Source organism: Burkholderia sp. HMSC10F09 (assembly GCF_001806955.1).
Lineage (GTDB): Bacteria > Pseudomonadota > Gammaproteobacteria > Burkholderiales > Burkholderiaceae > Burkholderia > Burkholderia multivorans.
This window is the reverse complement of the sequence record NZ_KV786845.1, coordinates 15,050-27,228: the sequence shown is the minus strand read 5'-3', so window position 1 is coordinate 27,228 and position 12,179 is coordinate 15,050. Positions and strand designations below refer to the sequence as shown.

Here is a 12,179-nt window from a genome sequence, read left to right as displayed (position 1 = left end):
GCGTCAGGGCGTCAGGGCGTCAGGGCGTCACGGGCGAGGCGCGTATCCCCAGGCGCGTGTACGACACCGCCATCCGGCCCAAGCGCGATCCCGATTGCGGTCGCGCCGTTTGCTCGCGGCTACCGCCAGTAGCCGTCGACGTAGATCCACGCGTGTCCCTGGCGGCGCCAGTAGCCGGGCACCCAGCGGCGGCCCGGGCGTCGCGCGACCCAGCGGCCCGGCACCCATATATAGCGGCCGTGCTGCCAGCGCCAGTAGCCGTCCGTCCAGATATAGCCGTGCGGGCGCGGCGGTCGAGGCCGACGATCGTGACGCGGCGGCGGCGGCGCGCGATCGGGACGGTTCGAACGGGGCGGCCGATCGGGCGGCGCCGGCCGAGCCCAGGCCGCGCGTAGCGAACCGCCCGAGCCGACGAACGCAGCAGTCAAGCCGATCGCGCGCAACAACGAGCGTCGATTCATGGGATGTCCTGTTCGAATGTCGGATGCCGCATTACATTAGCGTGCCGGCCGCGCGGGCGCGTTACGACGGCTGCCAGCGGTGTTACGGTGTGTCACGCGCGCAACGTCGGAGCGCTCGCCGGGCATGTGCGGCCCGTTCGTGCGATGGGCCTCCTGTTTACCAAGCGGAACCACTGGTTTTAGGTCTTGCCACCCAGAATTTGAGACAGAATCGGGTAAAAAGTACCGATTTGGCGCTGTCGGCTCGGATCCGCCTGTTGTTTCTATGCAACCGTCAAGACGGTGACATGAAAGAATGGTGCGATAGAAGCGACCAAAATGCTTTCGTCAAGAAGTCAAAAAACTACGGCAAAACAAATACTTATAACTAGACCCCACTTTCATTATTTCTAGTTCTGGAAAAGCTTATTTCTTTATTTGCGGATCGCTCCCCTAGGGTACACCCCTAAACTCACGGTTCCCAAACGGGCAACTATCCGGGCGCAGCCAGCAGGACCGATGGCGTTCCCGGGCGGTTGAGACCGTTTATGAAACAAGGTCGCGAGACCTGCCTCTTTTTAGAAGGGAGCTCCACGAATGAACAAGACTCTGATCGTTGCAGCAGCTGCAGCATCGTTCGCAACCGTCGCTCACGCGCAAAGCAGCGTCACGCTGTACGGCGTGCTGGACGCAGGCATCACGTACACGAGCAACGTCCAGCCGGCGCTGGGCCAATCCGGCAAGTCGCGTTGGGCGATGGGTTCGGGCATTGACCAGAGCCGCTTCGGCCTGCGTGGTTCGGAAGACCTCGGTGGTGGCCTGAAGGCAATCTTCACGTTGGAAAGCGGCTTCAACATCGGTAACGGCAAGCTCGCAAACAACAACGGCATGTTCAACCGTCAGGCATTCGTCGGCCTGTCGAGCCAGTACGGCACGGTCACGCTGGGTAAGCAGTATGACTCCGTTCAAGACTACCTGGCACCGCTGACCGCAACGGGCTCGTGGGGCGGCACGTACTTCGCGCACCCGCTGAACCTTGACCGTCTGAGCACGACGGGCGACGTCGCATCGAACAACACGGTGAAGTTCACGAGCGCGAACTACGCTGGCCTGCAGTTCGGCGGCACGTACTCGTTCTCGAACAACACGAACTTCGGTAACAACCGTGCGTACAGCGCAGGTCTCGCGTACCAGTTCCAAGGTCTGAAGCTGGGTGCAGCGTACTCGCAAGCAAACCTGGGTGACGGCACGAACGGTAGCGGCGCGACGTCGACGGCAATCGGTGGCATCGCTGCCCAAGGCCGTGTCCGCACGTACGGTGCAGCTGTTGGTTACGCATTCGGCCCGGCACAAGTCGGCGCAGCATGGACGCAAGCTCGCCTCGACAACAACGCAGTCGGCAGCCTCGGTTCGGTGCGTACCGACAACTACGAAGTCAACGCAAAGTACAACCTGACGCCGGCTCTCGGCCTGGGTGCTGCTTACACGTACACGAACGCGAAGATCAACAACGGCAGCACGCACTGGAACCAGTTCGGCCTGCAAGCTGACTACGCACTGTCGAAGCGCACCGACGTGTACGCACAAGCTGTGTACCAGCGCGCAGCGAAGAACGGCGTTGGCGCGTCGATCTACAACGGCGAAAGCTTCGCAGACAACCTGCCGAGCTCGTCGATCAACCAAACCGCAGCAACGGTTGGTCTGCGTCACCGCTTCTAAGCGTGACGGCTGGGTAACCAGCTTCGAAAAAGGCGCCTTCGGGCGCCTTTTTTTCGGATGTGCCGGGCAGAACCGGTCTGTGCAGCGGCCTCATCGCGGCGCACGCACAAAAAAAGCGAGGCTCATGCCTCGCTTTTTCATTTTCGGCCCGCGGCGCTCCGCCGTCGCGTCACCGCGCGGCGTCAGCGCGTGTATTCGCCGTTCGCTTCCGGCTGGAACACGATTTCCGCGACCTTCATCAGCTTTTCCGTGCCGCTCGGCTGCATCACTTTCACCGACTGGCCGCGTTGCGTGCCCAACAGCGCCATCCCGACCGGCGAGAACACGTTCAGACGGCCGAGTTCGAGGTTCGCGGCATCGGGATACACGATGGTCCAGGTGGCCGGCTCCTGGGTCGCTTCGTCGAGCAGCGTGATCTGGGAATTCATCGTGACGACGTTGGCTTTGATCGCGTCCGATCGGACGATTTCGGCGCGTTCGAGCAGCGTGTCGAGCATCGCCTGAAAGCGCGGGTTGTGTTCCGCGTACTTTTCGAGACGCGCGACATCGAGTTCGGTGAGCTGGTAAAGGCGTTGCTTCATGACGGTTCTCCAAATGATCGGCAGGGCAGGCGGGACGCGCCTTCAAGTGATCGCCCGGAGCCTGTCTGACCGGCTCCGGGGAGAGCGGGCGTCAGATCAGGCGCCGGGCGGCGGCGAGCGGCGCTTGGGCCGTGGGTCGAGCGAGGGGACGCGCCAGACGACCGACGCGCGCACGCACGCCGGCCGGACCGGACGGCGAAAGCTTCAGGGGCGTGGGCGCGTACATGGTGAGTGAGCGGACGTATCGGCTGGCGATGAAAACCTTTCGATTCTACAACACAAGCTTGCGGCGACGCGATCGATTCGTCAGCACTTCGTCAGCGATTGTTCTGTCAGTAATGTAAATGTCGCAGTTCGGCGTGGCCAAAGGGCGCAAATCCTTTCCAAAATCGCAACACTGTATATGCTAACTAAGGGTTTTCCCTTGGAGGAGCGCCGACTAGACTACAGTCATTCGCTTCAGACAATTCCGCCCGAGGCGAAGGCAAAACAGAACACATTTCGGAGGTCCATCATGAAGTCGATCATCTACGCAGCGATTGCCGCTACCGTTATCGCCACCCCGATCGCGTCGTTTGCGCAATCCGAGCAAGGGCTGACCCGCGAACAGGTCCGCGCCGAACTCGTGCAACTGGAACAAAACGGCTACAAGCCGCAGGCGAGCGATTCGCAATACCCGAACGATATCCTCGCGGCCGAACAGCGCGTTCAGCCGAACCAGCCGATGCTCGCCCATGCCGATACGAGCGGCTACGGTGCCGCCGCGACGGGCGCAGCACAGTCGGGCCGCCCGATTACGCGTGAAGCGCCGAACCCTGTGAACTCGGTCTACTTCGGTCACTAAAACGCACGCCCCGGCTCTGCCCGCGCGCACCGGTCAATCGACGACGCGCCCCGCGCGCATCGTCCGTCCGCAGGAGCAGAACCTCCGTCGCCGCATCCCGGCGGCTTTCCGCCCAGGCGCTCGCGCGTCTGGGCCTTTTTGTTGGAGCGGGGCTGGTCAGGTCGACGTGACGGCCGGCGTGCCGTGGATATAGTGCTCGAGCTGGCTGATCGTGAACTGCTGATCGGCGATCACGCTCTTCACCAAATCGCCGATCGACACGAGGCCGATCAGCTTGCCGTCGTCGAGAACGGGCAGGTGGCGCATCCGGTGCTCGGTCATCAGCGCCATGCACTCGTCGCTCGTCTGCGACGGTTCGACGTAGCGCACCTTCGTCGTCATGATTTCCTCGACGCGCGTGGCTTTCGACGAGCGATCCTGCAGCACGACCTTGCGCGCGTAATCGCGCTCGGTGACGATGCCCGCGATGTCGTCGCCGTCCATCACGAGCAGCGCGCCGATGCCTTTGTCCGACATCAGCTTGATGGCGTCGTACACGAGATCGGTTTTCGTGACGGTGTAGATGGTGCGACCGGAATCCGGCTTGGCCTTGAGAATTTGCGCCACAGTCGTGCTCATTCGCTTTCTCCGTATGCGGGACGATCCAGGGAAGGCAGGGCGTGATGCGCGTCACCCGATGAAACCCAGTATAGCCGGGCAGGCAGCGGCAGTCGCGTGACGTTTGCAGATTAGCGGTAAACTCCCGTCACGCACCATCCAGAAAATTCCTACATTCCTGTTCGTTTCGATTGAATCCATGATGTCTTCGCGTCCCCAATCGCCCGCGCCGGGCAATGGCCACGCCGACGAGTGCGTGACGCTCGTTGCCACCGCGTCGCTGCCCACGCGCTACGGTACGTTCACGTCTTACGCGTTTCGCGTATCGGGCAGCGATGCCGAACATCTCGCGCTGGTGATGGGCGACGTGACCGGCGAGCAGTCCGTGCTGACGCGGCTGCATTCCGAATGCCTGACCGGCGACGTGTTCGGCTCGTATCGTTGCGATTGCGGCGAACAGCTCGATCTGGCATTGCGCTACGTCGCGGCCGAAGGGCGCGGCGTGCTGCTGTATCTGCGCGGCCACGAGGGGCGCGGCATCGGCCTTAGCAACAAGATCCGCGCATATGCGCTGCAGGAGCAGGGGCGCGACACCGTCGAGGCGAACCTCGACCTCGGGCTGCCGGACGATGCGCGCGAATACGATTCGGCCGCCGCGATTCTCCGTATGCTCGGCGTGACGTCGGTGCGCCTGATGAGCAACAACCCGAAGAAATTCGACACGCTCGTGAAGCACGGCATTCCCGTTTGCGAACGCGTCGCGCTCGCGGTACCGGTGCGCGAGGAAAACGAGCGCTATATCCGGACCAAGCAGGTGAAGTTCGGGCATTACTTCGAGGAAAACGAGTAGTCGAGTCGCCGCGAGGCCGGTCGCATTTTGTAAGCAGGCGATTTAAAGGGACACCGAGCGATTTCGTCGCGCCGCGATCGCGGCGCTGGCGGTCGTCTTCGTATCGCCGGGCTCCGCCGCGCCGGCGCGGCTTTCTCGTGCCGCAGCGCAGAACGCCCGCGCTCGCCTGACAATCGGCGATGCGCGGCTTCCTCAAGCCGTTTGCCAGCCGGCTGTGCGGTCAAACACGCGCGCGGTCCGCACACGCGTCAGCCTTTTCCCTCGACAAGATGCGCCGACAAGCGCTGTACGGCAGCGCGCGCGTCTTCCGCCGTTGCGAAGTTCGCAAACCCCATCAGCAGCCCGCCTTGCGCGGACGCGCGCATCCGCCAGTCGCTCAATGACTGCACGCCAAGCCCGTCGGCTGCGGCGGCCGCGGCGACGCGCTTGTCGTCGTGCCGGTCGCTCAGATACGCGAGTACGTGTACGCCGCCTGCCTGCGGCCGGACGTGCAGATGTTCGTCAAGCGTCCGGGCGAGCGCATCGACCAGAAACGCGCGCCGCTCGGCATACAGCGCGCGCATCTTGCGCAAGTGGCGAGCGAAGTGCCCTTGCTCCATGAAAGCGGCGACGGTCGCCTGCGGCAGGATCGATCCGGGGCCCGGAAGACGGCCGGCCACGTGCGCGAATCGGCCGACCAGCACCTCCGGAACGACCAGATAGGCGAGCCGCAGTCCGGGCAACAGCACCTTGCTGAACGTGCCGGTGTAAAGCACGCGTCCATCGCGATCGAGATTCTGCAGCGCCGGCAAAGGGCGGCCGTGGTAGTGAAACTCGCTGTCGTAATCGTCCTCGACGATCCAGGCGCGCCGGCGCGTTGCCCATTCCAGCAGTTCCAGTCTGCGTGTCGGCGACAGCGCGACACCGGTCGGGCTTTGGCGGCCCGGCGTGACCACCGCAAAGCGCGCCTGCGGCGCGCGCTGCAGCGCCGCCGCGACGTCGATCCCTTCGTCGTCCACCGGTGCCGGTGCGAGTCGCAGGTCCGCGAGTTCCAGATAGTGCCGGGCGAGCGCGTATCCCGGATCCTCGTACCACCCGAGATCGCCCGCATGCAGTAGGGAGCGGCGCACGAGTTCGAGTGCACCGCGATAACCGGCCGTCACGAATACCTGCTCGTACGCGCATGCGACGCCGCGCGAGATCTGCAGATATGCCGCGATGGCGCGCCGCAGCGGCACGTAGCCTGCCGGATCAGGCGACGTCATCGCGGCCGCGTCGAGCGTGCGCAGGTTGCGTCCCGCGATACGCGCCCACGTCTTCCGCGGGAACGCGTCGAGCGCGGGCACGCCGAGCTGGAATGGCCGCACAGTGCTCGCGACGGTCGGCGCCTGCAGCGATTCGTGAACGACGCGCATCGCCGCGTGGCGGGCGACCGTCCGGGCCGGATTCGCGAGAGCCGGCGCGACTCGCGTACCTGCCGCACCGTGCGTCACGAAATATCCTTCGCTCGACAGCATCTGGTAGGCCGCCTCGACCGTACCGCGCGCAAGGTTCAGTTCGCTCGCGAGGCTGCGCATGGACGGCACCCGATCGCCCGGGCGCAGCTTGCCGGCCGTTATCGCGTCGCGGTAGCGGCGATAGAGCTGCAGGTAGATGGGCGCATCGTCTTCCCGAGGCGATTCGACATATGGCCAGTCCATCGATCATGTCCCATTCAATCGGTCCGTTCTTGTCCCTGTCGGGCAGATCATCGGTTTTGTAAATTGATCGCAGGACGACGAGGAACACCGATGACGCCTTTCCGACTGAATCATCTCGACAGCGAGCAGGACTACGAGGCCGCTTTCAGTGTGATGCGCGAACTGCGCCCTCACCTGACGGATGCCGCCGCGTTTGCCGCGCAGGTGCGTCGCCAGGCCGCGCACGGGTATCGGCTGCTGGCCGTGTGGCAAGACGGACAGGTAGCGGCACTCGCCGGTTATCGCGTGCAGGAGAACCTGCTGTACGGACGGTTTCTCTACGTCGACGATCTGGTGACGACCGCCGGTGCCCGTCAGCACGGGCTTGGCGCGATGCTGATCGACGCGTTGCGCGACGAAGCCCGAAGGCAACAGTGCGCGAACTTCGTGCTCGATACCGGGCTCGGGAATGCGCGCGCGCAACGCTTCTATTTCCGTCAGGGTCTGTTGTCGTTCGGCATGCATTTCCGCCAGCAGCTATAGAGGCATACGAAGCATGCGATCGTGCCGAATGCACGCATCGGTGCCGACGATCAAATGCGTGAGGCACGTAACGGCACGGCGCGCTTCAACGGTTGATCGACGGGGCGCGTTTCATCCCGATCAGATCCGTCAGCTCGCGTCTACCGTCGGCGGACGCGATTTCGATGGTCAACCATTTGCCGTCCGGATACGCGCGCGCTTCGTCGTAGAGTTGGACCAGTTGCGGGCTCCACGAATAGCGTCGCTCGTCGAACTTCTCTCGCTCGGCTTTTCCCAGGACCACGAGCACCGACAAGTGCCGGTATGACGGAACCAGCGTACACAGCGCTCTCGTTTTCTTGTAGCGCAGCGACCAGCCGCGTTTCCTGCCGCCGTAAATCCAGTCCGGTTCGAAAACACCGGGGTACGACGCGTCGATCCAGCTTTGCAGTTCGCGCCAATGCTTGAAAGCCTTCGGCCCGAGCCACGCGCGCACGGTGTCTTCATCGGGCGGTATGGATGGGTCGGTGATCCGGTCACCGATCTGGTGGACTTGTTTCATGGCTCGACAGCGCCTCCTCGCAGGACATTCGCGTCAGCGGTTAACGAGTCTCCACTGTAGTGCGGTCGAATAACGGATTCGAGACTGAACCGGCTCAATGACATGCTCGAAAGGATCAACGCAGCGCGGTCGAGCGGAATGGCAGCGCCCGAAGCGTGCGTTTGGTACGCACGAAAAGCGGCAATCTTGGTTCTTCCGCGCGCACAGTCGATGATGAAGAATGACAAGACGGCACGGCGGAGTGCAACCGTGGTTCCTTGACCGATTCTCCCGGGTAAAGCATGAGCACATCGAAGAAGGTTGTCGTCGTTACCGGCGCGTCGCAGGGCATCGGCGCGAAAGTCGTCGACGCGTTTCGACAGCTCGACTACCGGATCGTCGCGACGTCGCGCTCCATCAAGCCGTCGAACGACGACAACGTTTTATGCATCGCCGGCGACATCGGCGATCGGGCGACGGCACGACGCGTAATCGACGAAGGCGTCGCGCGGTTTGGTCGAATCGATACGCTGGTCAACAACGCGGGCATCTACATCGGCAAGCCGTTCACCGAACACACGATCGAAGACTACGAAGCCGTGATGAAGGTCAACATGGCGGGTTTTTATCACGTCACGCAGCTCGCGATCGCCGAGATGGAGAAGCAGGGAAGCGGCCACGTGGTCAGCGTCACGGCCAGCATCGACCAGGTCGCGATCGGCGGCGTGTACTCGGTTCTGGCTGCGCTGACGAAGGGCGGCATCAACGCTGCGACGAAATCGCTCGCGATCGAATATGCAAAGAAGGGCATCCGCGTCAACGCTGTGGCACCGGGCAACATCGATACACCGATGCACGCACCGGAAATTCACGAAGCGCTAAGCGCGTTCAATCCTGTCGGCCGCCTCGGTAAAGCGGGCGATATTGCCGACGCAATCCTGTTTCTCGATGCAGCACCGTTCATCACCGGCGAGATCCTGCATGTCGACGGCGGTCAGAGCGCGGGCCACTGAGATGCACCACGTGCCGAACGCCCGCGAGAGGGTCGCGCGATCCGCGCAATGCGCTACTGCTGCCGCGTGCCAAGTTTGGCCGCGGCATCCCTGAGCGCGGTACGCAATCCCTCTTCAACGACCGGGTGATAGAACGGCATCGCCAGCATCGCATCGACGGTGAGTCCCATCTGCAAGCTCCACGCAAGCAAGTGCCCGATATGTTCGGCGGACGGGCCCAGCATCTCTGCGCCGACGAATCGCCGTGTCGCGCGGTCGACGTAGACATGCGCGCGCCCGCGATTTTTCAACATCATGCGACTGCGTCCCTGGTCTTCGAAGCTCACCTCGCCCGTCACGAACGTGTCCGCACGCAGCTCGCGATGGCGTGCGCCGACGAGCGCGATCTGCGGATCGGAAAACACGATCGCCAGCGGCGCACGCCGCTCGATTTTTGCAACGTCCGGATAGCGTGCGGCGTTGCGGCCGGCCGCGCGGCCTTCGTCGGCTGCTTCGTGCAGCAGCGGCAGGACGCCGTTCGCATCGCCGGCGATGAACACCGGGTGACCGTAGACCTGCAGCGTCTGCGGATCGAATTGCGGCACGCCATGCTCGCCCGATTCGATCGACGTGTTCGCGAGCCCCAGATTGCGGACGTCGGGATGCCGGCCGGTGGCGGCGAGCACGTACTCGTATGTCGCGTCGATCGTCGATCCGTCGGCGCGGCGGTAGCGTAGCGTGACGCCGTCGTCGACGCGCGTCGCACTCAGCATCGTGCCGCTCGGCTCGAAATGAAATGCGTCGCCGAAGATCGCGCGTGCGGCCTCCACGAGCTTCGGGTCGGTCAGTTGACCGACGCTGCCGCGCGCGCCGTACACGCTCACGCGTACGCCGAGCCGCGCGAGCGCCTGCCCGAGTTCGAGGCCGATCACGCCGGGCCCCATTACGGCGACGCTGCGCGGCAGCGTCGTCCACGCAAACACGTCGTCGTTGACGACGACGCGATCGCGAACGCCGCTCAGGACATCCGGAATGGTCGGCGTCGAGCCCGTCGCAATCACGACGCTCGCCGCACGCACCCGCGTGTGATCGTCGACCTGCAGCAGACCGTCATCGACGAAGCGTGCGTACCCGACCAGTCGATCTTCAACGGGCAATGCTTCGACGCCGTCGACGACGAATCCGACGAAACGATCGCGTTCGCGTCGCACGCGCGCCATCACCGCTTCTCCGTCGACGCGCACGTTGCCGACCGCGATGCCGAACGGTGCCGCGTGGTTCGCCGCATGCGCGGCCTCGGCGGCCGCGATCAGCAGCTTCGACGGCATGCAGCCCACGCGCGCACAGGTCGTGCCGTATGGGCCGCCTTCGATAATGACGGCGGTCGCACCTTCGGCGCGCGCCGCGCGATAAGCGGCGAGGCCCGCCGTGCCAGCGCCGATGACGGCGACATTCGTGGTGATCGTGCGCATTGCCTGACTCCTGATCGAGCGGCCGCGTGCGACGATCGCATCGCGTTTGCTGTCGCGATCCGTCGCTGACGGCCTGCGTGCAGTGTAGGCAACGCGCATCGGCTCGTGAATGCATGAAAGGCGCAACCTGCTGCTCGATCGTCTCATTCGATGCGCGCCTTGGTACACACAAAATTCGGAATTCTTGGTTCTTCAGTTCGTACCATGGTTGGTACAGAATGCGAACGCCAACACGGGGGAGCCGACGATGAACGTCCGTCCGATTCTGATTGCGGCATTCGCGACATCCGTCATCGTCGCGAGCGCCTTCGCTGCCGCCCATCGCGCCGGCGAAATCGTGAAGCCGAATTTCGAACAAGCGATCCCGAACCTGCCGGGCAAGTCGCTCGTCGCGGTAGAGGTCGAGTATCCGCCGGGCGCCGCTTCCGCGCCACACGTGCACGCGAAGTCCGCTTTCATCTACGCGTATGTGGTGTCGGGCGCAATCGAGTCGAAGGTGAACGACGGCGACGTGCGCGTGTACCGCGCCGCCGAGAGCTGGTCCGAACCGCCCGGTGCGACTCATTCGATCAGCCGGAACGCGAGCAGGACCGAGCCGGCGAAGCTGCTCGCCGTGTTCGTCGTCGACAGCGACGACAAGAAGCTCACCACACCGATCAGATAAGCGCGATCCGAGCAGCCGAATAGCAGCCGCATACGAACGGCAGCAGTCCGGTTGCGTTGTGAGCGTCGACGCGAAGTGCGTCATTGACGACGAGGGCGCGTTGTCGGCGCGGCCGGTCGCGTGTTCGATCGGGCAGCGTCCGCATGCACGCAACGCGTATCGCGCAGGCACGGCGCCGTGCCGGAAATGCGCGGCGCGAAGCGTATGGACGTGGAGACCGCGCCCGCGCGCACTACGCGGCGACATGCACGGCGCCGCGACGATGGTCCGCTTCGATGCCCACGCAGTGCACGGCCAACTCGAATTCCAAAAACCTATGTCCCAAGTCGACTCGCTGAGCCAGCTTCTGCAAATGATTACCGTCACCGGCCAGCTCGAGGTGCGCTGCGGTTACGGTTCGCCGTGGCAGTTGACGTGGGCCCGGGCCGCCGCACACGAGATTCCGTACCACGTCGTGCTCAACGGACGCGCGGTGCTCGAGGATGCCGGCACGGGAGCGATCACGGAACTGGTCGGCGGCGACATCGTACTGCTGCCGCACGGCGCCGCGCACGTGCTGCACGACGGCAGCCGACAGGTGCGATGCGTCACCTGCAACCGTCATGGCTCGGGCGGACGGCCGCGTAGCAGCGATGATGCTTCCGGCGAGCGTCTGGACCTGCTGTGCGGACGGTTCTTCATCCGACCGCCGCATGACCGGCTGATTCGCGACTATCTGCCGACAACGCTGACCGTGCGTTACGTGAGCGGCGGCGAGAACGACAGCGGCTCCGCATCGAACCAGTTGGCGAGTCTCGTCGAGCTGATGCGGATGGTGTCGATCGGCGACAGACCGGGCGGATACGCGACGCTGAACGCGCTGACCTCCGCGCTGTTCACGCTGGTGCTGCGCGCGGCAAGCGAAGCCGGGCAAGCGCCGGCGGGGCTGCTCGCGCTGGCCGGCCATCCGCGGCTGGCGCCCGCGATTGCCGCGATGTTCGCCGACCCCGCGCGACCGTGGAGCCTGCCCGAGCTGGCCGATCTATGCAACATGTCGCGCGCGACGTTCATGCGCCACTTCCACGACAAGCTCGGCCGTTCCGCGACGGATCTGCTCACCGACATCCGGATGACGCTTGCCGCCAACGAACTGAAGAAGCCGGCGATGAGCACCGAGGCGGTAGCCGAATCGATCGGCTACCGATCGGTCGCGGCATTCCGGCGCGTGTTCACCGACAAGATGGGGATGACGCCGGGACAGTGGCGGCGTCGGACCGACGAAGTCGAATGACGCGTCTGCACGCCGGTCTACAGTCCGAA

13 protein-coding genes are annotated in these 12,179 nt (G+C 64.1%); 7 read left to right on the top strand and 6 right to left on the bottom strand.

What is annotated here, in order from left to right; translation table 11 throughout:
• Positions 1 to 119: 119 nt before the first annotated feature.
• Entirely contained in the window at positions 120 to 461 is a 342-nt protein-coding gene (locus HMPREF3115_RS22320; RefSeq protein ID WP_006403163.1) for a YXWGXW repeat-containing protein, read from the bottom strand.
• A 576-nt stretch (positions 462 to 1,037) separates the two neighbouring features.
• On the opposite strand from HMPREF3115_RS22320, the gene HMPREF3115_RS22315 reads away from it, so the two are divergent.
• Positions 1,038 to 2,159 carry a porin gene (locus HMPREF3115_RS22315; RefSeq protein ID WP_054315301.1) on the top strand — a complete coding sequence of 374 codons (1,122 nt, stop codon included), beginning with the start codon at positions 1,038 to 1,040 and terminating at the stop codon, positions 2,157 to 2,159.
• 182 nt (positions 2,160 to 2,341) lie between these two features.
• Here the strand turns inward: HMPREF3115_RS22315 and HMPREF3115_RS22310 are convergent, their stop codons facing one another.
• Positions 2,342 to 2,740, bottom strand: a complete 399-nt coding sequence (locus HMPREF3115_RS22310) for a GreA/GreB family elongation factor (RefSeq protein ID WP_006403165.1) — start codon at positions 2,738 to 2,740, stop codon at positions 2,342 to 2,344.
• A gap of 514 nt (positions 2,741 to 3,254) precedes the next feature.
• Here HMPREF3115_RS22310 and HMPREF3115_RS22300 point away from each other — a divergent pair.
• Positions 3,255 to 3,584: a DUF4148 domain-containing protein gene (locus HMPREF3115_RS22300; protein ID WP_006396741.1), complete on the top strand. Its 330-nt coding sequence runs from the start codon at positions 3,255 to 3,257 to the stop codon at positions 3,582 to 3,584.
• A 156-nt stretch (positions 3,585 to 3,740) separates the two neighbouring features.
• Here the strand turns inward: HMPREF3115_RS22300 and HMPREF3115_RS22295 are convergent, their stop codons facing one another.
• Positions 3,741 to 4,202 carry a CBS domain-containing protein gene (locus HMPREF3115_RS22295; RefSeq protein WP_006411114.1) on the bottom strand — a complete coding sequence of 154 codons (462 nt, stop codon included), beginning with the start codon at positions 4,200 to 4,202 and terminating at the stop codon, positions 3,741 to 3,743.
• A 178-nt stretch (positions 4,203 to 4,380) separates the two neighbouring features.
• On the opposite strand from HMPREF3115_RS22295, the gene ribA reads away from it, so the two are divergent.
• Positions 4,381 to 5,031: a GTP cyclohydrolase II gene (gene ribA / locus HMPREF3115_RS22290; protein ID WP_012216771.1), complete on the top strand. Its 651-nt coding sequence runs from the start codon at positions 4,381 to 4,383 to the stop codon at positions 5,029 to 5,031.
• A 248-nt stretch (positions 5,032 to 5,279) separates the two neighbouring features.
• On the opposite strand, the gene HMPREF3115_RS22285 is transcribed toward ribA, so the two are convergent.
• Positions 5,280 to 6,710: a MocR-like pyridoxine biosynthesis transcription factor PdxR gene (locus HMPREF3115_RS22285; protein ID WP_070556128.1), complete on the bottom strand. Its 1,431-nt coding sequence runs from the start codon at positions 6,708 to 6,710 to the stop codon at positions 5,280 to 5,282.
• A gap of 90 nt (positions 6,711 to 6,800) precedes the next feature.
• Between HMPREF3115_RS22285 and HMPREF3115_RS22280 the strand changes: the two genes are divergently transcribed.
• Entirely contained in the window at positions 6,801 to 7,232 is a 432-nt protein-coding gene (locus tag HMPREF3115_RS22280) for a GNAT family N-acetyltransferase (RefSeq protein WP_006403168.1), read from the top strand.
• An 85-nt stretch (positions 7,233 to 7,317) separates the two neighbouring features.
• Here the strand turns inward: HMPREF3115_RS22280 and HMPREF3115_RS22275 are convergent, their stop codons facing one another.
• Complete coding sequence (locus tag HMPREF3115_RS22275) at positions 7,318 to 7,773, bottom strand: DUF3788 domain-containing protein (RefSeq protein ID WP_105801194.1); 456 nt, start codon at positions 7,771 to 7,773, stop codon at positions 7,318 to 7,320.
• Between the two features lie 281 nt (positions 7,774 to 8,054).
• Here HMPREF3115_RS22275 and HMPREF3115_RS22270 point away from each other — a divergent pair, with 281 nt between their 5' ends.
• A complete protein-coding gene (locus tag HMPREF3115_RS22270; RefSeq protein WP_006403171.1) occupies positions 8,055 to 8,765 on the top strand; it encodes an SDR family NAD(P)-dependent oxidoreductase in 711 nt (236 codons plus the stop codon).
• A 53-nt stretch (positions 8,766 to 8,818) separates the two neighbouring features.
• On the opposite strand, the gene HMPREF3115_RS22265 is transcribed toward HMPREF3115_RS22270, so the two are convergent.
• Complete coding sequence (locus tag HMPREF3115_RS22265; protein WP_070556126.1) at positions 8,819 to 10,216, bottom strand: dihydrolipoyl dehydrogenase; 1,398 nt, start codon at positions 10,214 to 10,216, stop codon at positions 8,819 to 8,821.
• A gap of 247 nt (positions 10,217 to 10,463) precedes the next feature.
• Here HMPREF3115_RS22265 and HMPREF3115_RS22260 point away from each other — a divergent pair, with 247 nt between their 5' ends.
• Positions 10,464 to 10,880: a cupin domain-containing protein gene (locus HMPREF3115_RS22260; protein ID WP_070556130.1), complete on the top strand. Its 417-nt coding sequence runs from the start codon at positions 10,464 to 10,466 to the stop codon at positions 10,878 to 10,880.
• A 316-nt stretch (positions 10,881 to 11,196) separates the two neighbouring features.
• The gene (locus tag HMPREF3115_RS22255) at positions 11,197 to 12,150 is read left to right on the top strand and encodes an AraC family transcriptional regulator (protein WP_035947190.1); all 954 of its coding nucleotides are present in this window, start codon (positions 11,197 to 11,199) and stop codon (positions 12,148 to 12,150) included.
• The last annotated feature ends 29 nt before the right edge of the window (positions 12,151 to 12,179 follow it).